This is a genomic window from Floccifex sp. (assembly GCF_051873555.1).
Lineage (GTDB): Bacteria > Bacillota_I > Bacilli_A > Erysipelotrichales > Erysipelotrichaceae > Floccifex.
Map to the genome: position 1 here is coordinate 23,532 of NZ_JBJEEY010000069.1, position 21,030 is coordinate 44,561.

The 21,030-nt window shown below is 31.6% G+C and carries 23 protein-coding genes and 1 other annotated feature; of the genes, 2 read left to right on the forward strand and 21 right to left on the reverse strand.

The window, feature by feature from the left end:
* The 21 genes from ACI32A_RS04085 to ACI32A_RS04185 form a co-directional block, all read right to left on the reverse strand.
* A complete protein-coding gene (locus ACI32A_RS04085) occupies positions 1-849 on the reverse strand; it encodes a polyprenyl synthetase family protein (RefSeq protein WP_439753754.1) in 849 nt (282 codons plus the stop codon).
* Positions 833-1,045 (reverse strand): exodeoxyribonuclease VII small subunit, encoded by a 213-nt coding sequence (gene xseB, locus ACI32A_RS04090; RefSeq protein ID WP_439753755.1) that lies wholly within the window; start codon positions 1,043-1,045, stop codon positions 833-835. Before xseB ends, ACI32A_RS04085 begins: the two co-directional genes overlap by 17 nt.
* Position 1,046: 1 nt before the next feature.
* On the reverse strand, positions 1,047-2,369 hold the full coding sequence (gene xseA / locus ACI32A_RS04095) for an exodeoxyribonuclease VII large subunit (protein ID WP_439753756.1): 1,323 nt from the start codon (positions 2,367-2,369) through the stop codon (positions 1,047-1,049).
* Entirely contained in the window at positions 2,366-2,743 is a 378-nt protein-coding gene (nusB, locus tag ACI32A_RS04100) for a transcription antitermination factor NusB (RefSeq protein ID WP_439753757.1), read from the reverse strand. Before nusB ends, xseA begins: the two co-directional genes overlap by 4 nt.
* Positions 2,740-3,636, reverse strand: a complete 897-nt coding sequence (locus tag ACI32A_RS04105) for a 5'-nucleotidase (protein ID WP_439753758.1) — start codon at positions 3,634-3,636, stop codon at positions 2,740-2,742. Before ACI32A_RS04105 ends, nusB begins: the two co-directional genes overlap by 4 nt.
* Positions 3,637-3,674: 38 nt before the next feature.
* Positions 3,675-3,998: an Asp23/Gls24 family envelope stress response protein gene (locus ACI32A_RS04110; protein WP_439753759.1), complete on the reverse strand. Its 324-nt coding sequence runs from the start codon at positions 3,996-3,998 to the stop codon at positions 3,675-3,677.
* A gap of 27 nt (positions 3,999-4,025) precedes the next feature.
* Positions 4,026-4,985 carry a bifunctional riboflavin kinase/FAD synthetase gene (locus ACI32A_RS04115; RefSeq protein WP_439753760.1) on the reverse strand — a complete coding sequence of 320 codons (960 nt, stop codon included), beginning with the start codon at positions 4,983-4,985 and terminating at the stop codon, positions 4,026-4,028.
* On the reverse strand, positions 4,985-5,815 hold the full coding sequence (truB, locus tag ACI32A_RS04120) for a tRNA pseudouridine(55) synthase TruB (RefSeq protein WP_439753761.1): 831 nt from the start codon (positions 5,813-5,815) through the stop codon (positions 4,985-4,987). The genes ACI32A_RS04115 and truB overlap by 1 nt, the downstream gene beginning before the upstream one ends.
* Positions 5,816-5,857: 42 nt before the next feature.
* Positions 5,858-6,436: a hydrolase gene (locus ACI32A_RS04125; RefSeq protein ID WP_439753762.1), complete on the reverse strand. Its 579-nt coding sequence runs from the start codon at positions 6,434-6,436 to the stop codon at positions 5,858-5,860.
* Between the two features lie 404 nt (positions 6,437-6,840).
* Positions 6,841-8,592 carry an aspartate--tRNA ligase gene (aspS, locus tag ACI32A_RS04130; protein ID WP_439753763.1) on the reverse strand — a complete coding sequence of 584 codons (1,752 nt, stop codon included), beginning with the start codon at positions 8,590-8,592 and terminating at the stop codon, positions 6,841-6,843.
* Between the two features lies 1 nt (position 8,593).
* Positions 8,594-9,868: a histidine--tRNA ligase gene (gene hisS / locus ACI32A_RS04135; protein WP_439753764.1), complete on the reverse strand. Its 1,275-nt coding sequence runs from the start codon at positions 9,866-9,868 to the stop codon at positions 8,594-8,596.
* Positions 9,869-9,908: 40 nt separating this feature from the next.
* Positions 9,909-10,097 (reverse strand) — a binding site (T-box leader).
* Entirely contained in the window at positions 10,095-10,829 is a 735-nt protein-coding gene (locus ACI32A_RS04140) for a YebC/PmpR family DNA-binding transcriptional regulator (protein WP_439753765.1), read from the reverse strand. (Overlaps the previous feature by 3 nt.)
* A 43-nt stretch (positions 10,830-10,872) precedes the next feature.
* On the reverse strand, positions 10,873-11,826 hold the full coding sequence (locus tag ACI32A_RS04145) for a PhoH family protein (protein ID WP_439753766.1): 954 nt from the start codon (positions 11,824-11,826) through the stop codon (positions 10,873-10,875).
* Between the two features lie 44 nt (positions 11,827-11,870).
* Positions 11,871-12,050, reverse strand: a complete 180-nt coding sequence (gene rpsU, locus ACI32A_RS04150) for a 30S ribosomal protein S21 (protein ID WP_276983618.1) — start codon at positions 12,048-12,050, stop codon at positions 11,871-11,873.
* 68 nt (positions 12,051-12,118) lie between these two features.
* The gene (locus ACI32A_RS04155) at positions 12,119-13,465 is read right to left on the reverse strand and encodes a butyryl-CoA:acetate CoA-transferase (protein ID WP_439753767.1); all 1,347 of its coding nucleotides are present in this window, start codon (positions 13,463-13,465) and stop codon (positions 12,119-12,121) included.
* 73 nt (positions 13,466-13,538) lie between these two features.
* The gene (locus ACI32A_RS04160) at positions 13,539-14,978 is read right to left on the reverse strand and encodes a UDP-N-acetylmuramoyl-L-alanyl-D-glutamate--2,6-diaminopimelate ligase (RefSeq protein ID WP_439753768.1); all 1,440 of its coding nucleotides are present in this window, start codon (positions 14,976-14,978) and stop codon (positions 13,539-13,541) included.
* Positions 14,969-16,255: a tRNA (N(6)-L-threonylcarbamoyladenosine(37)-C(2))-methylthiotransferase MtaB gene (gene mtaB, locus ACI32A_RS04165; RefSeq protein ID WP_439753769.1), complete on the reverse strand. Its 1,287-nt coding sequence runs from the start codon at positions 16,253-16,255 to the stop codon at positions 14,969-14,971. Before mtaB ends, ACI32A_RS04160 begins: the two co-directional genes overlap by 10 nt.
* The gene (locus ACI32A_RS04170; RefSeq protein WP_439753770.1) at positions 16,245-16,976 is read right to left on the reverse strand and encodes an RsmE family RNA methyltransferase; all 732 of its coding nucleotides are present in this window, start codon (positions 16,974-16,976) and stop codon (positions 16,245-16,247) included. Before ACI32A_RS04170 ends, mtaB begins: the two co-directional genes overlap by 11 nt.
* A gap of 1 nt (position 16,977) precedes the next feature.
* Positions 16,978-17,700 carry a pseudouridine synthase gene (locus ACI32A_RS04175; protein WP_439753771.1) on the reverse strand — a complete coding sequence of 241 codons (723 nt, stop codon included), beginning with the start codon at positions 17,698-17,700 and terminating at the stop codon, positions 16,978-16,980.
* A gap of 1 nt (position 17,701) precedes the next feature.
* Positions 17,702-18,244 carry an SMC-Scp complex subunit ScpB gene (gene scpB, locus ACI32A_RS04180; RefSeq protein WP_439753772.1) on the reverse strand — a complete coding sequence of 181 codons (543 nt, stop codon included), beginning with the start codon at positions 18,242-18,244 and terminating at the stop codon, positions 17,702-17,704.
* A complete protein-coding gene (locus ACI32A_RS04185) occupies positions 18,241-18,975 on the reverse strand; it encodes a segregation and condensation protein A (RefSeq protein WP_439753773.1) in 735 nt (244 codons plus the stop codon). The genes scpB and ACI32A_RS04185 overlap by 4 nt, the downstream gene beginning before the upstream one ends.
* A gap of 69 nt (positions 18,976-19,044) precedes the next feature.
* On the opposite strand from ACI32A_RS04185, the gene ACI32A_RS04190 reads away from it, so the two are divergent.
* Positions 19,045-19,764 carry an N-acetylmuramoyl-L-alanine amidase family protein gene (locus ACI32A_RS04190; protein ID WP_439753774.1) on the forward strand — a complete coding sequence of 240 codons (720 nt, stop codon included), beginning with the start codon at positions 19,045-19,047 and terminating at the stop codon, positions 19,762-19,764.
* Positions 19,765-19,834: 70 nt separating this feature from the next.
* Complete coding sequence (locus tag ACI32A_RS04195) at positions 19,835-21,025, forward strand: ATP-grasp domain-containing protein (RefSeq protein ID WP_439753775.1); 1,191 nt, start codon at positions 19,835-19,837, stop codon at positions 21,023-21,025.
* Positions 21,026-21,030 lie beyond the last annotated feature (5 nt).

Here is a 21,030-nt window from a genome sequence, read left to right on the forward strand (position 1 = left end):
CTAATACGTCCTATGTAATAAGAATTCACATATTTCATTTAGATATGTAGTATCTGCATGTAATTTCTGAATGTATTTTTTTAATAAAGCATCGTATTCATTGACTGTTTCAACAGCTTTTTCTAAACCAAGTAAAGAAACTATCGTTAATTTTTCATTTTCTGTATCACTTGTAGATTTTCCAAGTTGGTCACTGGTCTGTGTTACATCTAGAATATCATCTTGCATCTGAAATTGAATACCTAATAAAAATCCAATCTTTTTCACAATTTCAAGATCTTGCATCTGATTGGCTATAATACAAGCACAAATGAATGGAAGTGTTAATAATTTAGCAGTTTTATATTCATCAATTAAAAGTAAACGATTAAAATCTAACTGTAAATCTGATTCAGATTCTATATCTAAATCTTGTCCATAAATCATGCCATCAATTCCTGCATAAGAAGATAAATAATATATCAATTGTACTTTTTGAGTGTCACTGATATTTGATTCTAAAGCCACTTCAAAAGCCTTTGTTAAGAGTCCATCACCAGCTAATATTGCTGTTGCTTCATCAAATGCTTTATGACAACTTGGCTTTCCTCTACGTAAGTCATCATTATCCATAGCAGGTAAATCATCATGAATCAGTGAATATGTATGAATCATTTCAATGGCACATGAAACAGGAAAACCAAGACTTGGATTGATTCCATAGCCTTTTAATAGTGCAAAACACAATTGAGGACGAATGCGTTTTCCTCCATTCATTAATGAATAAGACATAGCTTCTTTCGTTTTACTAGGAATTCCTTCATTTACTTTTTGTTCTAAATACTTTTCAAATTCAGTTGTTAGAATCATTTTCTTGCTCCTGTTTTAATAAAGAATCCATTTTGGTTTCAAATTCTTTTAATTGCTGATCACATTGCTTTGATAATTGAATGCCTTCTTCAAATAAAGCCATAGCTTCTTCTAATTCCAGATTGTTTCCATTCAATTTAGAAACAATTTCATCCAATCGATTCATTGCTTCTTGAAACTTTAATTTTTTTGCCATTTTACCCTTCCTTTTTTTGAATTTTTGTTACTAAAAAACCATCGTGTAATACAATCTTGATTTCATCTTTTAATTTGACATCATTTATACTTCGAATGATTTTATTTTCTTTTTGTGCAATCGAATAACCTCGACTCAATATTTTTAAAGGACTAAATGCATCCAATAATTTTATATTTTTTTGAAACAATAGATTTTGTTGTTCAAAATAAGATTGAATCGCATTCATTAGAAATATATTATTTTTCTTTATTTTATAATTTTCTAAAAATAAAGACGTATAAGAGTTTAATTTCGTTTTATTTTCTTTTAATTTAGATTCATAAATTGATAATTGATTTCTTGTATTTTGAAACACAAAATCATAAGAATCTAATAATATTGTTTTATCGACTATAAAAGTATGTGGATCTATTAAATATGGATGACTCTGAATATGAGATAACTGCATCTTTTTTTGATTTAAATTCATTTTCATGGATGAAATCAAAGAAATATGAAGCTGTTTCCATTTATTTCGTAATTCATGAACATCTACACTTACATATTGAGCTGCTGCTGTAGGCGTTAAAGCCCTGTAATCACCTGCTAAATCTGCAAGAGACGTATCTGTTTCATGTCCAATTCCTGTCACAATAAAAGTTTGAAGATGGAAAATACATTTAACTAAGTCTTCATCATTAAAACAAAATAAATCTTCAAAACTTCCGCCTCCACGAACCAGTAAAATAGCATCATGCTGGTTTAAATCGGCTTTTTTCAAAGCCTGAATAATGGATTGACTGGCATTTTTTCCTTGAACATAAGCTGGATATAATTTTATTTTCATGGCTGGAAATCGATGTGAGATTGTTTTCAATACATCTTGTAAAGCCGCTCCTTCTTTTGCAGTCACTATACCAATATTTTCAATCCAGTCGGGTTTTATTGTTTTATGATCCAAATTGAAATAACCTTCTTGAAATAATCGAGATTTACGTTGTTCGTATTCCTGATACAATTGACCGATTCCATCTTCTTTCATTGTTTTGACATACAACTGAAGTGAACCCCGTGGCTCATAGACTTGAATGGAGCCTTGCACACATACTTTTGTTCCTTCCTGAAGATTAAAATTTATATTTTTTGTATAACTCGAAAACATTACACAATTTATGGAAGCATATGCATCTTTCAAAGAAAAATAATAATGACCTGAACGATGTTTTGTTAAGTTTGAAATTTCTCCTTGAATCCATACTTCATTTAATTGAATATTTTGATTTAATACATTTTTTATTTTTAAAACCAATGAAGAAACGGAAACAATAAAATCCGATTTCATAGTTTATCTAATACTCCATTAATTAATTTATAAGAAGAATCATCACAATATTTTTTAGACAAAGTAATGGCTTCGTTAATCACAACAGCTTTAGGCGCTTCGTTAGCCAATATTTCCTGAAAAGACATTAATAAAATTGCCTGTTCTAAAATACTTAGACGATCAAAGGTCCAGTCACTTCGCAATAAAGAATTGATTTTATCAATGTAGATGCCTTTATTTTCAATGGTACCAATGGTCAGACTATATAAAAAACCATCAATATTATTTTCTCCTTTCATTGCATCAAAAACACATTTCCGGATATCTTTTCCCAATAATAAATGTTGATATAAACTTTCCATCGCAATAATTCTTAATTCATGCCGGTTCATTTTGTTTCTCCTTCTGTATATGGTACACGAGCGCTGGGAACAACTTCACTTGCAGGGCGTGCATGTACATCTTGGTCATCAAAAAATATATTGGCACGAAAACATTTTAAAATATCGCTTTTTTTCGCACCTTGTAGAAAAAATACTTCATCCACTGTGACATTCCATTTTCGAAGTGTTTTGATGACACGTATACCTGCACTTCGATCTCTTGCTGTCACAATAGCTGTTCGAATACATTTTTGTTCTTGACAAACAGTTTGCAGTCTAGCTAAACGAAATAAAAACTTAGCCAATGGACCTTTTGATAGTTCCTGATTTTGATGAATTGTTTCATTTTTTTGAAAAGCTTCCAGACCATCTTTTTGAAAAATCTTTTCCGATTCATCACCAAATAAAACCGCATCCGCATCAAAAGCAATACGAATTTGTCCATTGTCTTCATATTGAATATCTGGCGAATAAACCAGGGCAGCTGGAATTCCATTTTGAAGTGCATGTGAAACATCTTGCTCATTACAAGACAAAAATAAATCCACATCAAATACTTTTAAATATTTCGATACATCTTCACCAGAACTCATTACCATACGTCCAATATCTAAATGATAATAATCTAAAGAATTCATTATGCGAAGGGATGTTTCGGCAGAATTTCGACTCATCACAATGACTTCCACATACTTATGATGAAGCTTTTCATTGATTGCCAGTAAATTCTTAACAAGAGAAAATCCACTTCCTGGCATAAAAATATCATCTTCATGTTCAATTTGATACTCTCGATAAGCTTCTAATCCCTGCGTTTCAAATATTTCATTTTCTTTTTCTAAATTAAATAAAGCACGAGATGATATTCCAATAACTAAATAATCATCAAATTTAACTGCCATATAATTCCTTTCTAAAAAAAAGGAAATCGAAAGATTTCCTAAAAGATAAAGCCAACAACCTCAATCTCAATGGATTCAGGTTTTAATTCTGTCATATAAGAAATACTTTCAAAGATCTTATTTTGAAGTTGTGAACAAACATCGGAAACATTTGCTTTGTGATTGATTTTGATGGAAACTTTTAAATTTAATCCATTATTTTCAATACGAGTCACAATTCCATTTTTTGTTCGAGTATCGACTAATCTTACATTTTCATCTTCTTCAATCACATTTTGTGCAATAGAAGAAAATACACTTTTATTTAATTGAACTTTACCAAGTTCATTAGAACTTTCTAATACAATATATTCTTGTGCCATAAAACATACCTTTCTTTCTTTTCTATTTTAACACACTTCTTTTCCAAAGAAAATTTTTCTTGTGTTTTTCAAATAAGTATTTTCTTTTAGTCGTTTTTGACTTTGTTCAATATCAGACAATAACTGATTTTTTAAAGCTTGAACACTGTCAAATTTTTGTTCAGAGCGTAAATAATCTACAAAAAAGAAGCGAACAATGCTATCATAGATATTTGCATTAAAATCAATAATATGGGCTTCTATGCTTTTCTTTGTATTTTCAAAAGTCGGATTGTTTCCAATATTGATCATGGCCTTATGAAACTGATTATTCACAAAAACCAAACCAGCATATACACCATTTGCCGGTAAAATATATTCGTTTTCAACTTCTAAATTTGCGGTAGGAATCTGTAAAATTTGACTTCCTCTTTTAAAGCCATGAACCACTTTACCGGAAATAGAATAAATATAGCCTAGTAGTTCATTAGCTTCTTTCATTTTTCCGTTCATAATTAAAGGCTCAATACGACTCGTAGAAATTTTTAAATTCGAAAAATTAACACTATCCACAACGATCACATGAAAATCATGTTGTAAAGATAAAGACTGAACATTTCCACTATTTTTTTTGCCATATTTAAAATCAAAGCCACAAACTAAAGTCTGAACATTGATTTGTTTTAGAAGATTATGAAAAGAAGAAATCGAAAGAGAAGCAAATTCTTTTGTGAATTCTAAAATATATAGATAATCAAATCCAAAAGAATCTAGAAACCGTATTTTATCTTCTAAAGTTGTTAAATGCTTCTGTTGTTCTTTTTTAAAGATAACCCATGGATCCGGATCAAAAGTAATACAAACTTTTTTTAAGTTTTGTGCATTTTTTATACATGTATTAAATAATTGCTGATGCCCAAGATGCATGCCATCAAAATAACCAATACACGCACAGCTTTTTTCAAAATCATCCGAAATTGAAAACGCATCAATTCGTTTAATTATCATTACCATAACCCCCGGATGCTTTTAAAAACATCAAAATGATCTCTTTGATAAATGGCTATGGGTTTTTCTTTGTCATAAATACAGACTTGATTGGCATTAGTTTGAATGCGAACATGTTTTCCATTATAAATATCCAGAACAGGTTCATAGTCAATGCGTTCTATATGATCTAAAAGATAAGACAATGGATATAATTTTACAGTATCTATTTCAATTTCATCTAAATTTTGTGCCATATCTAAAGTGAATCGACCTACTTTTGTTCGTACTAATTCTTTCATACAACATAAATTATTGGTTTTATATCCAAAATCACGGCAAATAGATCGAATATATGTGCCAGAGGAACAATGAACTTCAAAAGAATAGTTTTCTTTTGAAAGAACGGAAATGGAATAAATTTCAATTTCATTGTATACATCTATATTTGAAATACCTTCTCTTTGATATTCCATTAATTTTTTTCCATTGATTTTTTTAGCTGAAGCCATAGGAACTTTTTGTTTTTGAGGACCTATAAAAGATTGTAAAACTTTTTCAAAATCAAAATCATAATTGATTTCTTTTACTTCTATCTTATTACCAAAAATGTCATCGCTATCTGTTATATATCCAAATTCAATCGATGTTTGATAAGTTTTATCTGTATCTTTCAAAAACTGCAATGCTTTACAAGCTTTTCCAGCCAATATTAATAACACACCAGAAGCTTCAGGATCTAAAGTACCAGTATGTCCAATTTTCTTTTGTTTTAGTTTATGACGTAATACATTGACTACATCATGACTTGTCATGCCTTTAGGCTTGTTGACTACTATAATTCCATCCATTTTATCACCTTGCATAATTTTATAAAAAAAGTAGATAAAAATCTACTTCTTTATATCACAAAAATAAGTGGCTTCCATATCGGCTGTGCTCAAAGCAAAAGCCAATGGAAAATGTTCAAAAGTATAGCCTACATTATTTTTTGGGTCCTCATTACTAAATCCCATATGATAACGAATTGCAAAGGCTTCTTCACGAGATAATTTCATAAAAGGTGTAATCATATATACACTTTTTTCTCCATGACCATATGGCATTTCATCTTCAAATTCATAAAACGGAACTTCAACCCATTTTCCATTTACTTTCTTATTTCGAATAGAAGACTTGTAAACATTAATTTTGCAAACATCGTGTAATAAACTCACAATTGCGATTGTTTCATCACTGTAATTCATTCCATATTGATTTTTGACACGATTTCTAGAACAATAGTCTTTTAAACATTCATAAACATGAATGGAATGATCCACTAAGCCACCTTCGTAGTTTCCATGAAAGCGAGTCGAACAAGGTGCTATAAAAAAATCAGATTTAGATGAACATAAATAGTCTAAGAATTCTTTAGCGCCTTCTCTTTTAATATTTTTTTGATAAATTTCAATGAATTTTTCTTTACTCATAGTTCCTCAATTCTTTTTTTATAAAATAAACGATACTATAAATCATTCCTATACCACCTAAAAATTGTCCCAGTGCAATAAGACAAAAAACAGGGTCAAGAAACATACATTGTAAAATTGAAAACATAGAACCATCTCCTTATGATTCTAATATACCATTTAATTTGACATTATTTATGACAATTTAAAAGTCCAGAAGTTGAGATCTTTCCCTGTATATACAGGTGGGTGACCTGTGAAATATATTAGGATTCTAACTCGTAGTCAGCTTTCAACACAATAAGTCAACATCCGGTCTCCCTTATCTCTTCATGTAGGAAAAATATATACCTCTGGACAGTTTCATAATATCGAAAGAATGCCATTTATTCAACTATTTTTTACATTCAAAAGAAAAAGACAGATTATTCTGCCTTATCTTTTATAATTTGAATATGCAATTCTTTTAATTGTTTATTATCAACTGGTGTAGGAGCTTTTGACATTGGACACTTTGCATTGGCATTTTTTGGAAAAGCAATAACATCACGAATGGAATCACTTTCACTTAAAATCATCGCAATTCGATCCAATCCAAAGGCTAGTCCTCCATGTGGTGGTGTGCCGTATTGGAAAGCATCCACAAAGAATCCAAACTTATTTTGAATATCTTCATCACTCAATCCCAGCAATTCAAAAATCTTTGTTTGAAGTTTATTATCATAGATACGAAGCGATCCTCCACCTAATTCATATCCATTTAAAATAATATCATAAGCATTGGAACGAACCGATCCCTGGTCTGTATCCAATAATGGAATGTCTTCTTCTTTTGGTTGTGTAAATGGATGATGACAAGCTACCCATCTTTGTTCTTCTTCTGACCAGTCAAACATTGGAAAATCAACAACCCATAAATAAGAGAATTCATCTTTTTTCTTGAATCCCAATTCAGTGGCAATGCTATTTCGTAAAGCCCCTAAAGCATTACAAGTTTTATTCCATGTATCACTGACAATGAATAAGACATCGTTTTCTTGTAAAGACAGTTTAGAATATAAGCTTTGAATTTCCGTTTCAGATAAAAATTTTGCAGCCGATCCAGTTAATGTATTGTTTTGTGCTTTTAATGTAACCAATCCTTTTGCTCCATTTTTCTTGGCACAATTTGTCCATTTATCGATTTCTTTTCGAGTGATATGGGCAAAATCATTAACAACAATTCCTTTAATAACACCGTTAGATTCTATACAATTTTTAAAGACTTGAAAATTAGATTCCTTAAAAATAGAAGTTAATTCCTGCAATTCCATTCCAAAACGATTATCGGGTTTATCCGATCCGAATCGATTCATTGCTTCTTTATAAGTTAATCGAGGAAATGGACGTTGTATATCCATATTTTTTACATCTTTCATCAATTTCACAAGCATTTCTTCTGTAAAATCAATGATTTCATCTTGTGTTAAAAAACTCGTTTCAATATCAACTTGGGTAAAATCAGTTTGACGATCGGCTCTTAAGTCTTCATCTCTAAAACAACGAGCAAATTGATAATAGCGTTCAAATCCAGCAATCATCAGCAATTGTTTATATAATTGTGGAGATTGTGGCAAAGCATAGAAAGAACCTGGATGCACACGAGAAGGCACTAAATAATCACGAGCTCCTTCTGGTGTACTTTTTCCTAACATCGGTGTTTCGACTTCAATAAAATCATGAGTATCTAAATATTCACGCATAGAACGTGTAATACGATGACGCATCATTAGTTTTTCCTGCATAACAGGACGACGTAAATCTAAATAACGATATTGAAGTCTTGTATCTTCTAAGGCGTCTGTTTCATCCGCAATAATGATTGGTGTTGTTTTTGCGGTATTGATAATTTCAAATGATTCGACTTTTACCTCGATTTGCCCTGTCTTTAAATCGAGATTGGCACTTGTTCTTTGACAAACTATACCAGAAACTTGTAATAAATATTCATTTCGAACTTCTTTTAAAGCATCTTTCATGGTTTCATCAAACACTAATTGACAAATTCCTGAGCGATCTCTTAAATCAATAAAAACCAATTGACCAAAATTTCTTTTTTTATTAACCCATCCCACTAAGTCTACATGCTGGTTGATATGTTCCAGTCGTAGTTCTCCGTTTTTATGTGTACGCTTCATTTTATTCAAACTCCTTATCTAAATATTCAATAATTTGTTGCACTGGAACTTGACTCTGCACTTGTGTTTCAATATTTTTAATAGAAACAACTTGATTTTCAAGTTCTGTAGAACCAATTATAATTGCGAATTTTGCTTGTGTTCGTGCCACGGCTTTAAATTGACCTTTAAAACCTCGTTGAAGATAATCCATATCAGCTCTAAATCCATTGGCACGTAATTGCGTTAAAATTTCAAACGCATATGTCTGTGCTTCTTTGTCTAAACACATCACAAAAGCATCCAATCCTGGTTTTTCTTCTAAGAGAATTCCTTCGGATTCTAAAGCAATTAATATTCTTTCCATTCCAAGAGCCCATCCAATGCCACTCATTTGTTCAGGGCCTCCAAAATAAGGAATTAAATGATCATATCGTCCCCCAGCTAATACAGTTGATTGAGCTCCCATACTGGAATTTACAGACACAATTTCAAATACTGTATGTGTATAATAATCCAATCCACGAACGAGTTTGTCATCGACTTCATATGGAATATCTAAAGATTTTAATAAAGAACATACTGTTTCAAAATATTGTTTACTTTCTTCATTAAGATAATCTTTCATGCTTGGTGCATTTTTCATAAATTCTTTGTCATGATCGACTTTACAATCTAAAATACGAAGTGGATTTTGTTCAAATCGTCTTTTACAATCGGAACATAATTCATCATAATATGGTGCGAAATGTTCTTTTAATGCACTTCGATACGCATCTCTGGATGCATCATCTCCTAATGTATTCAAACAAACTTTAATGTCTTTTAATCCCAGTGATTTTAAAATTGAAAAAGCCAATGTGATGGTTTCAACATCGACATATGGACTTTTATTTCCTAAGCATTCAACTCCAAATTGATTGAAAATACGCATTCTTCCTTTTTGAGGGCGTTCATGACGAAACATAGGCCCCATATAATATAATTTGACTGGAAGATCCGGATTGGAATACATTTTATTTTCAACAAAAGAACGAACAACACCAGCTGTTCCTTCTGGGCGAAGTGTTAAAGACGTAGATGAATTTGCCAATGTGAAGGTATACATTTCTTTATTGACCATGTCACTCGAATCGTTTTCTCTTTTAAATACATTTGTGTGTTCAAAAATTGGTGTACGAATTTCATCATAATTATATAAAAAACAAAATTGTCGTAAACGCTGTTCTAATTCTTGCCATGCATATGATTTTGATCCATATACATCGGCCGTTCCTCTTGGTATTTGATAAGCCATATTATTTTTCCTTTCTAATAAACAAAAAACGCCCTTATATTATAAGGACGTGATTGACGCGGTACCACCTTATTTCTCCAAATGGAGCACTCAATGCTTTAACGCAGCAAACGATCGCTTTTTAGTGCGATTCCTCCAAAGTGTCCAAATAAAAGGTGCCTGATAGTTTACACCCGCCACTATCTCTCTATAAAACAATCTTTTATTTTCTCTTCTTCAACAGATTTTATTCAGCTTCATCAATATTTTCAACGTTATGATATACATTTTGTACATCATCAACATCTTCTAATAAAGTGACTAAACGTTTAAATAAAGTTAAATCTTCTCCTGATAATGTAACTGTTTCGTTTGGAACCATTTTATCTTCCAATACTTCAAATTTGACATCTGGAATTAATCCTTCTACAGCAGTCTTGGCATCATCCACTTGTGTTGGATCTACTGTAACTGTCATATATCCGTCTTCAACTTCAATATCACGTACATCAATATCTGCCATCATTAAAGCATCTAACATGGCTTCTTCATCTTCATATTGAATGACAATGACTCCTAAATGTTCATATCCAAATGAAACCGATCCCCCAACACCTAATTTTGCGTGTGCTTTATTAAAGCAGGCACGTAAATTTGCAATGGTACGATTGGCATTATCTGTTAAACAATCAATGATAATGGTAGAACCACCACCTGAACCAAATCCTTCATAACGACTGGATGAATAATTTTCATCGGCACTTGATTTTGCTTTATCAATGGCACGCTTAATAACATCAGCAGGTACGTTATTGGCTTTTGCTCTTTCTATAGCTTTTTTCAAAGCCTGATTCATGTCTGGATTTGCATCCCCATTCTTTGCTGCTACTAAGATTTCTTTTGAGTAACGTGAATAAATTTTCGCTTTTTGATTGGCCGTTTTTTGCATTGCAGCCGCTCTAACTTCAAAATGTCTACCCATACTTTCACCTTCCAAATTCTTTTTTAGTATATAATATGTCTATTTATTTTTCAATCATCGAATAACGCTCAATGATTTTTTGAACCAATGGATTTCGAACAACATCATTACAACTCAAATGAACAATTTCAATTCCTTGAATTCCTTCTAAAATCGAACAAGCCTGTGTTAAACCAGAATCTTGTTTCTTAATTAAATCAATTTGTGTTGTATCTCCATTAATGATTAGCTTTGTATTCTTTCCCATTCGCGTCAAAAACATTTTCATTTGTGCTTTCGTACTATTTTGCGCTTCATCAAGAATCACAATGGCATCATTTAAGGTTCTTCCTCTCATAAAAGCAAGAGGCGCAATTTCAATAATTTGTTTTTCAATATATTTTTCGACCGTTTCTACGCCCAGCATATCATATAAAGCATCATATAAAGGACGAAGATATGGGTCAACTTTTTCTTTCATATCCCCTGGCAAAAAACCAAGTGATTCACCTGCTTCTACAGCAGGTCTTGTTAAAATAATTTTTTCAATCGCATTATTTTTCAATTGTGAAACAGCATAACAAACCGATAAATATGTTTTTCCTGTACCAGCTACACCAGTGGCAAATATAATTTCATTATTTTTAAATGCCGTACATAATTTTGCTTGTCCAATGGTTTTCGGATAAATCAATTTATGAGATTTTGTTTTTCCAATAGCACATAATTGAGAAGCTTTGAATTCATGTAAACGATTTTGTAAAGAAAGTCGACATAAATAATTCATATCTTGTGCATGCAACTGATGCTTATTGGCAATAATATCAAAACAAGTTTGTACAACTTGTTCTATATTCGAGCTGTATTCATTTTCTTCAAAATAAAAAATATTATTTCGAATATTACACTGGGTTTTAAATAATTTTGAAATAATATCAAGATTTTCATCATGAAGACCAGTAAATACTTGTACTTCTTCATATGTATAACCTGATAAATCAATGGATCGAAAAGCCAACTAAAAATCCTCCTCAAGAAAAAAATCTGCATAAAGCAGATTTATTATTTACCCCTACGTGCCTTACGTGCCGCTTCTGATTTAAGTTTACGGCGAACACCAGGTTTAACGTAATATTCTCTTTTACGGGCCTCAGCAAGGGTACCATTGCGAGAAACTTGACGTTTAAATCTTCTTAAAGCGTCATCTAATTGCTCATTTTCTTTCACAATTACTTTTGCCATGAAACAAACCTCCCTTCCCGAGTTAGCATAGACATTATATCAAAAAGTCAAATAAAATCAATACTTTTTTATCGATTATTTGATTTTTTCCAGATTTTCATTGCTTCTGCCTGTTGAATCAATTCTTCTCTAAAATCTGGATGTGCCACAGAAATAATCGCTTCTGCTTTTTGCCACGTTGTCAATCCTTTTAAATTGACACAGCCATATTCTGTACATAAATAATGAATGTTTGCACGTGTATCTGTTACGATGGATCCGTTTGATAAAGTAGGCACTAAACGACTTTCTAATTTTCCTGTTTTCTTATTCATAAAAGTAGAACTTAAGCAAATAATGGATTTGCCACCATTACTCAAATAAGCACCTAATACAAAGTCAAGTTGACCACCAGCTCCTGAAATATGACGAATTCCAGCACTTTCAGAACTGACCTGCCCAAATAAATCGACATTTACTGCATTATTGATGGAAATAAAATTATCTAAAGCAGCGATGGAACGAATATCATTTGTATAATTAACAGGTGCTGACATACATTCTGGATTGTTGTCTAAATAATCATATAATTTTTTTGTTCCGGCACCAAAAGCATATACCTGACGTCCTTTATCAATATTTTTATGTAGCCCTGTTATTTTTCCGGCTTTGGCAATATCCACAAAAGCATCAACATACATTTCAGTATGCACACCTAAATCTTTTAAATCACTTTGTGCAATTAAGGAACCCACAGCATTTGGCATACCACCAATTCCTAACTGAAGACAAGCTCCATCTGGAATGAGCTGTACAATTTGTTTAGCCACTGCAATATCCACTTCACTGGCAGGTCCTGAAGCGCCGAGTTGACCAATTGGAGCATTGTTTCCTTCTACAATATATGTGACATCATTTACATGAATGCCTTCTTCAAATCCACCTAAACAACGTGGCATATTTTCATTGACTTCAACAATGATGACTTTTGCTTTTTCGCAAACAGCAGCCATATGAGACGCATTTGGACCAAAATTAAAGTATCCATGTGAATCCATAGGAGCTACCTGGAAAATCGCAACATCTACTGGATCATTAGATTCTCTATAATAACGAGGAAGTTCCGAGTATCGTATAGGTGCATAAAAACTAAATCCTTTTGAAATGGCCTTTCTTTCGATTCCACCCATATGCCAGCTATTCCATGTCATGTGTTTTTCTGGATGATCGATTTTAAAAATTTCTGGTTCTTTTAATAAAATTCCGCCTCTAAACTTAACATCTATTAATTCAGGTAAACGCTTAGCTAAAGCAGCATCACAAACATCCGGTGTTCCAGTACACCAGCCATAATCCACCCAGTCACCATTTTTAACGACTTCTACAGCTTTTTGAGCAGATACACATTTTTGTTGATATATTTCTTGTATACTCATTTAATTTCCCTCCAATTGTTAAAAAATTATCAAATGAATTATAGCACACATGCAACATCAAAAAAAGAAAGACTTATGACAATCTTTCTTCTATACATTCCTTAGCTGCATTATTATCTCCAATCCAAGGTACTCGACCCGATTCATGATACATAAAGACTTCATCGCCTTTTCCTAATAATAAAATCACATCGCCTGCTTTTGCATATTGAACAGCTTGTCGAATGGCTTCATATCGATCAGGAATAAATATATTGGTTTTTGTTTTGATACCTTCTTTAATTTGTCTGGCAATATCCGCACTGCTTTCATCGCGTGGATCATCTTCTGTTAAAATAATATAATCACAATATTCTTCTGCTATTTCTCCAAATACTTTTCGTTTGGCAATATCTCTTTTTCCAGCTGAACCAAATACCGCAATCAAATTATTGTCTCTGGCAATATCACGTCCAAATTTCATCATTTTTTCCATTCCATCTGGTGTATGCGCAAAATCCACAATCACATGAAAATCTTGTCCACAATCAATTTGTTCCATTCGACCTTCAATTTGTGGCAAAGAATCACAAGCCGCTAAAATGATTTCCAGATCCATTCCTGTTTCATGTAAAGCAGCAATGGCAGCTAATAAATTATAGACATTATATAATGCCACCATATTGGTTACAACTCGATATTCTTTTTGATCATAAACCAATGTAAATCTAGATTCATGAGGCGTTAATTTTAAATCTTTTGCGTAATAATCTGCCTTGTTTTTAATTCCATAAGTGACTACACGAGCTCTTGAAATTTGTTTTAAATCCTCATATTTATCATCATCCATATTTAATATTGAAACACCTGTACTTTTTACTCGTTCTTTAAATAATAAAGATTTGGCTTCAAAATAGTTTTCAAAAGTTCCATGAAAATCTAAATGATCATATGTAAAGTTAGTAAAAATAGCGCAATCAAACTGAATGGCATCTACACGATGCTGTGCTAAACCATGAGAACTCACTTCCAAAGCACAAGCCTTCATACCAACACGCACCATATCTGCTAATTTCTGATGAAGAAAAAGAACATCTGGTGTAGTTAAGTCTGGTGCTAAATGAATGTCTCCATAGCGAATTGCGATAGTTCCAATGTATCCACATGGTTTATATGGATTTAAAATTGCCTGAATAATATTAGTAATAGTACTTTTTCCATTGGTTCCGGTTACACCATACATCATCATTTTATCCGAAGGCCGGCCATAGAAAATACGTGCACAAATATTTAAAGCTTCTGTTACATTTTCTACTTGAATATAAATCACATTGGCATCTGTTTTTTCCAATATTTTAGAGTGAACAATACAAATAGCTCCTTTATCAATGGCCTGATCAATGAAATCATGTCCATCGAAAGTCATACCAGGTAAACAAAAATAGATGTTTCCTTTTTTGACTTGTCGTGAATCAAAACAAAGTCCTGTAATATTTACAGTCGGAGCATTTTTAAATAATTTACTTAATCGCATATATTTCCTTCTTTCACAATATAAACGCCATTTTCTATATGATCATAATGAACTTGGATTCTTCCAGATAATGGTTGACTTGATTCAATTTGAACAGAATGATATTGATCGCTATATCCCATATAAATTGAGTCTTTCGAACTTTCAATTAAAACATTTAATTTAGAAAAACGCTTCATGTCTTCTTTTCGTAAAACATTAGAAAGAGAAATTAATTCATTGACTCTTTCTTTTTTGATTTTCCCATTTACTTCTCCTTTCATAAAAGAAGCCTTGGTTCCATCTCTTTTTGAATACGGGAAAACATGTAAAAACGAAAACTGAATATCTTTTAAATTTTGTTTTGTGATTTCAAATTCTTTTTTACTTTCTTGTACAAATCCTGTAATAACATCAGTTGAAATTGAAATATCTTCAATTTCATTTCGAATCCATTGAATGCGTTTTTTAAATTCTTCTATAGTATAAGGACGATTCATTCTTTGTAGAGTTTCATTGCATCCTGCTTGAATTGGAATATGTAAATGATGACAAATTCGTTTGTTTTCCTTCATTAATTGAATTAATTCATCACTGACTTCTGTAATTTCAATACTACTGATACGATAATGAATACGCTCTGGTGTATATTTTAATAATTCCTTTAATAACTGCGTTAAATCACAAGAACCATCACGATATCTTCCTGTATGAATGCCAGTTAAAACTATTTCTTCGTGATCTTGTTTTGATAGTTGAATAGCAGTTTGTATAACTTCTTCTTTTTTCTGACTTCTTTCGTGCCCACGTGCAAATGGTATGGCACAATATGAACAATATTGATTGCACCCATCTTGAATTTTTAGAAATGCTCTTTTCTTTGTTTCAAATTGCGTAATTGGCATCGATTCAAAATCATTAAAATCTTCAATAGATATAATTGAATTTGCTTTCTGATGTTGAATATAATCCTGAAGAATAGAGGCCAATTGATTTTTATGATTCGCGCCAATGACTATATCCACGCCCAATTCATTTCGTTTATCATCACTAAGATATTGCACATAACATCCAATGGCAACAACAATCGCTTGTGGATTTTCTTTTCGAGCGAAATGAATGCGTTGTCTGGATTTACTGGCAGCTGTATTTGTCACTGTACAAGTGTTAATTAAATATAAATCACAAATTTCATCGTCTTTTCCTTTTTCAAATCCAATAGATTGCAATTGTTCCTGATAAAACTGTGATTCATAGGCATTGACTTTACAACCTAATGTGAACAATTTATATTTCATTTTCATCCTCTTCTAAATATTTTTGATATTCAATACAAGCCAAACAATATAAACTGGCGGTTTCCGCTCGTAAAATGGATTTTCCTAATGAAACGCTTTGAAAATGATCGTCATTTAAAATATCAATTTCAGCTGGATCAAATCCACCTTCCGGTCCAATACAAATTGTAATGCTTTTTGGATTGGATTTTAAATACTTTGAAATATGAGATGATTCATTTTCTTTTTCATAAGCCACTAAATTACATTCACTTTGAAATTCATGTAAATTTTCAACACGCTGAACAGGCGTTAATTCCACTAAATCATTGCGATTGCATTGCTTGCAAGCCGATAATATAATTTGTGACCATCGATCTAATTTTTTTTGTTCTTTACTGGCATCAATATGAACGACACTGTATCGAGATTCAAAAGGAACAATTCGTGTTACATTGAGTTCACAAGCTTTTTGAAGCATCCATTCAAATTTATCTTGTTTAATTAGACTGACACATAAAGTAATGTGCTTATTTTCTTGTGGTACTTCAATTTCAGAAAAAATATCTAAGTAAGGACGATTTGAAGGATGTGCTAAAAAAACACGATGATTATGTGTCACAACTCGAACAATTTCTTTTTTTTGAATACGAAGAACATCAAATAAATGATGTGCTTCCTGATCATTTAAAAGAATTCTTGAATTGACATCACAGTCTTGTGTAATAAAAACCTGTTTCATCTTATTCCCCTTGTATAGCCATTGCCTTTAATTGCTTGACTTCAAATGGTTTCAATTTACGATATTGACCAGGATTTAATCCGTCTACCGTAATATTGGCAAAAGAAATACGATGTAATCGACGTACTTCATATCCCAAAGCTTTCATCATATTTTTAACTTGATGATTTTTACCTTCCTGAATAGTTAATTCAAATTGACAGCGATTACGAGTTGGATCCACTTCCAGCATTTTGACTCTTGCCCCCTGGTATCTTTCATGCCCGGTTTTAATTCCTTTACGAATCTTTTTTATATCTTCCTCGGATAAAATTCCTTGTAGATTTACGCGATACTTTTTTGGTAAATGATAACGTGGATGTGTCATTAAATTCGTGAATTCTCCATCATTTGTTAGTAATAAAACACCTGATGTATCATAATCTAAACGTCCTACACAGTAAATTCTTGCATTTGTGTCAATATAGCTGATGGCTGTTGTACGATTTTTATCGTCATTGTTTGTGCAAATGCATCCTTTTGGTTTATGTAAAACATAATATTCTTTTTCTTCAAAAGAAATTTCCTGTCCATTGACTTCAATGATATCGTTTCCAGAAACTTTAATTCCCATTTCTTTTACAACGTCTCCATTGACAACTACTTTTCCTTTTGAAATTAATTCTTCCGCTTTTCTTCGCGAACAAACGCCCGCTTTTGCGATAACTTTCTGTAATCTTTCCATTTTATAAAATCTCCTCAAATAATTCGTTTTCCGCAAAATTTTTGTTTGATAGTTCTGGTAATTCTTTGAGTGTTTCCAATTGAAATGTATCTAGAAATGTTTCAGTTACACAATATAAAAGAGGTTTTCCAACAACATCTTTTCTTTCATTGGCTTCAATTAAATGACGAAGCTGTAATTTCTTTAACATCATTTCACAATTTACACCACGAATTTCTTCAATTTCAACACGTGTAACAGGTTGTTTATAAGCAATTATAGCCAATGTTTCTAATGCTGCCTGACTCAAAGTAGGTGCTTTGACATTTTCAAATAATTGTTGTGCATATGGATATACAAATTCTTTTGTGATGAATTTAAAGCGATTCGCAAATTCAACACATTCAAAGCCTTTGTCATCGTTTTTATAATCTTCTTTTAATTGTTCAAGAATTTGAATAACTTGTTGTTTTTCTATTTGTGTACAATCACAAATTTGTTCGACTGTTAAGCCCTCTTCTCCGCTTAAAAATAATAAACCTTCTACAATTGCTTTTTGATTCATAGCTGGTCTCCTTTAATAATCCATATGATTTCATTTTCATCAATTGTAAATGTTATTTTTGCTTGATGAATCAAATCTAAAATCGATAAAAATGTTACAATAACCATATGTAAATTCGTACAATCATTACATAAAGAATCAAATGAAATCTTTTCATGAATATTTTGAATTCGATCTAAAACTTGACTGACACGTTGTTCTACGGATAATTCTTTTATAGTAACCTTTGTTTCATATGGTTTTAAAATTGCCAAACGTGACAAGACACGATTCATAGCTTTTAATAAATCATAAGGTGATTGTTTTTCTAAGATATCACTAGTATTTTGATTTTGCCATTGTGAAACAATGGAAGCTGCCTGGCGAGTATAACGCTTTTGTCTTTGTTCGTATTCAATTTTTAAGGATTCACTTGCTTCTTTATAACGCTGATATTCAATTAATCGATTGACCAATTGATCACGTTTATCTTCTTCATAATCTTGTGAAACTTCTATATTGGTTCTTGGAAGAAGCTTTCGACTTTTATATTCAACTAAAGAAGCCAATTCTTCTAAATATTCACTGGCAATTTCTAAATGAATGTCTTCCATTTTCTGGATATATTCAATATATTGACTCGCTAGAATATTCATATCCAAGTCAAATAAATCTAATTTATTTTCTTTGATTAGATGAAGCATTAAATCCAATGGCCCTTCAAATTGATCAATCGTTACTTTAAATTCCATAATCTCACCTTTTCTATTATATCAAATAAAGTAAATTTATGGTATTATTTAGTTCTAAGGGAGAAAACAATGAATAAAACTTATTTTTATATCATTATTGCGCTATTTTTAGCTTTAGTGGTTCAACCCAATATTTCTGTAAAACCAAAAGAAAGTGTACGTATTCCTGAAAATCAGGATGGAACAATAATGACCAATGATACAGTTGATTTAAAGACAAGTGAGTCTAAATCTGTTATTTGTATTGATCCTGCTTATGGAGGTGCCAATGTTGGATTTGTGGAAGAAGGAAAAAAAGATGCGAAAGATATTACTTTGGAATTAGCATTGGTCATTGGTCAAACATTAGAACAATCGGGTTATACGGTTGTTTATACAAGAACTGATGATAATATTTCTTTTTATAACAATGAAGAAGAAAATGAAAATTATCGTATTAATATTGCCAAAGATCAAAATGCTGACTATTTATTGCATCTTGAAGTGAATTATAATCGAGATACATTGGAAAAAGGTTATACAATTTTTACTCAGCCAAACGATGATATTATTGATTTGTGCAATGTTATAGCACAGGAATTTATGAAAATTAATTATTCTGAATTTAAAGGATTAGATAGTGATCACTATGGTAATTTTCCTGTTTTAGCTGACTCAGATTTACCCACGATTTCCATTGAATTGGGTTATATGTCCAATCCCTCGGATTATACTCAAATGACCAATGAGGAATATCAAAAAAAGATTGGTTCGGCTATCGCAAAAGCTTTTCTACAAGAAATAAATTAGCTTTTGCTTTTTTATTGTGATTTTATCAAAATAAGAGTATATTTAAAGAAAAAAAGAAAGAGAGGAATTTATGAATTTTGTATTTATTTCCCCTAATTACCCTGACAATTACTGGATGTTTTGTCGAGGTTTAAAAAAATATGGTGCAAAAGTTTTAGCCATTGTTGATAATCCTTATAATTCTTTGCAACCAGAATTAAAGGAATATTGTGATGAATGTTATGTTGTTCAAAGTTTTAATAACTATGACGATATGGTCCGTGCCCTTGGATATTATACATTCAAGTATGGAAAAATTGATTGGATTGAATCCAACAATGAAGCCTGGCTAACATTAGATGCTCGTCTTCGAGATGATTTTAATGTAAAAACTGGTTTTAGTTTTGCTCAAATTGATGAATTTCAATCTAAAGCAGCTATGAAAAAGTATTATGAATCTGTAAATATTCCTACGGCTCGTTATACTTTAGTGGATTCTTTAGAAACTGCTTTAGATTTTGCGCACACTGTTGGATATCCATTGGTCTTAAAACCTGATCATGGCGTTGGTGCAAGTTTTACTTATAAACTTCATAACGATGATGATTTAAAAATGTATTACGAAAAGACAACACAATACCATATGATATTAGAAGAATATGTGGATGGTACTGTCTTTACTTTAGATGGTATTTGTGATGCAGATAGTAATATTCGTTTCTTAAGTAGTATGGATTATATCGGAAGTTGTATGGAAAGTGTTAACAATCAATTGAGTATGGCTTCTTATACTACTTTGGAAATCAGTGATGAATATTGGCAATTGGCACAAAAAACAATTAAAGCCTTTAAATTAAAGAATCGATTCTTCCATTGTGAATTCTTCCGTTTAAATCGTGATGTTGAAGGATTGGGTAAAAAAGGATTTGTTTTAGGATTGGAAGTTAATTTCCGTCCACCTGGAGGAATATGCCCAGATTTGATGAATTATTCATGTGATGTGGATGTATATGACTTATGGGCAAAAGTTATTTTAACGCAACAATGTCCAGAATTTAAAAATAAACCATATTCTGCTGGTTTTGCAGGTCGTCGTAATAACTTAAACTATAAATACAGTGTAGATGATTTGAAAAAAGAATTTGGAAATGAAATTATTTATGTAAAACATTTACCAAAAGCTTTTGCAGCAGCTATGGGAGATGTTCTTGTCTTGGCTCGTTGGAAAACAAAAGAAAGAAGACAGGAATTCTATGATAAAGCTTTAATGTTAGCAAATTAAAAAGG

What these genes read in the sequence shown, in the direction of transcription:
- ACI32A_RS04085 (WP_439753754.1), bottom strand. Translation starts at nt 849, where the DNA reads ATGATTCTAACAACTGAATTTGAAAAGTATTTAGAACAAAAAGTAAAT.
- xseB (WP_439753755.1), bottom strand. Translation starts at nt 1,045, where the DNA reads ATGGCAAAAAAATTAAAGTTTCAAGAAGCAATGAATCGATTGGATGAA.
- xseA (WP_439753756.1), bottom strand. Translation starts at nt 2,369, where the DNA reads ATGAAATCGGATTTTATTGTTTCCGTTTCTTCATTGGTTTTAAAAATA.
- nusB (WP_439753757.1), bottom strand. Translation starts at nt 2,743, where the DNA reads ATGAACCGGCATGAATTAAGAATTATTGCGATGGAAAGTTTATATCAA.
- ACI32A_RS04105 (WP_439753758.1), bottom strand. Translation starts at nt 3,636, where the DNA reads ATGGCAGTTAAATTTGATGATTATTTAGTTATTGGAATATCATCTCGT.
- ACI32A_RS04110 (WP_439753759.1), bottom strand. Translation starts at nt 3,998, where the DNA reads ATGGCACAAGAATATATTGTATTAGAAAGTTCTAATGAACTTGGTAAA.
- ACI32A_RS04115 (WP_439753760.1), bottom strand. Translation starts at nt 4,985, where the DNA reads ATGATAATTAAACGAATTGATGCGTTTTCAATTTCGGATGATTTTGAA.
- truB (WP_439753761.1), bottom strand. Translation starts at nt 5,815, where the DNA reads ATGGATGGAATTATAGTAGTCAACAAGCCTAAAGGCATGACAAGTCAT.
- ACI32A_RS04125 (WP_439753762.1), bottom strand. Translation starts at nt 6,436, where the DNA reads ATGAGTAAAGAAAAATTCATTGAAATTTATCAAAAAAATATTAAAAGA.
- aspS (WP_439753763.1), bottom strand. Translation starts at nt 8,592, where the DNA reads ATGAAGCGTACACATAAAAACGGAGAACTACGACTGGAACATATCAAC.
- hisS (WP_439753764.1), bottom strand. Translation starts at nt 9,868, where the DNA reads ATGGCTTATCAAATACCAAGAGGAACGGCCGATGTATATGGATCAAAA.
- ACI32A_RS04140 (WP_439753765.1), bottom strand. Translation starts at nt 10,829, where the DNA reads ATGGGTAGACATTTTGAAGTTAGAGCGGCTGCAATGCAAAAAACGGCC.
- rpsU (WP_276983618.1), bottom strand. Translation starts at nt 12,050, where the DNA reads ATGGCAAAAGTAATTGTGAAAGAAAATGAGCAATTAGATGACGCTTTA.
- ACI32A_RS04155 (WP_439753767.1), bottom strand. Translation starts at nt 13,465, where the DNA reads ATGAGTATACAAGAAATATATCAACAAAAATGTGTATCTGCTCAAAAA.
- ACI32A_RS04160 (WP_439753768.1), bottom strand. Translation starts at nt 14,978, where the DNA reads ATGCGATTAAGTAAATTATTTAAAAATGCTCCGACTGTAAATATTACA.
- mtaB (WP_439753769.1), bottom strand. Translation starts at nt 16,255, where the DNA reads ATGAAATATAAATTGTTCACATTAGGTTGTAAAGTCAATGCCTATGAA.
- ACI32A_RS04170 (WP_439753770.1), bottom strand. Translation starts at nt 16,976, where the DNA reads ATGAAACAGGTTTTTATTACACAAGACTGTGATGTCAATTCAAGAATT.
- ACI32A_RS04175 (WP_439753771.1), bottom strand. Translation starts at nt 17,700, where the DNA reads ATGGAAAGATTACAGAAAGTTATCGCAAAAGCGGGCGTTTGTTCGCGA.
- scpB (WP_439753772.1), bottom strand. Translation starts at nt 18,244, where the DNA reads ATGAATCAAAAAGCAATTGTAGAAGGTTTATTATTTTTAAGCGGAGAA.
- ACI32A_RS04185 (WP_439753773.1), bottom strand. Translation starts at nt 18,975, where the DNA reads ATGGAATTTAAAGTAACGATTGATCAATTTGAAGGGCCATTGGATTTA.
- ACI32A_RS04190 (WP_439753774.1), top strand. Translation starts at nt 19,045, where the DNA reads ATGAATAAAACTTATTTTTATATCATTATTGCGCTATTTTTAGCTTTA.
- ACI32A_RS04195 (WP_439753775.1), top strand. Translation starts at nt 19,835, where the DNA reads ATGAATTTTGTATTTATTTCCCCTAATTACCCTGACAATTACTGGATG.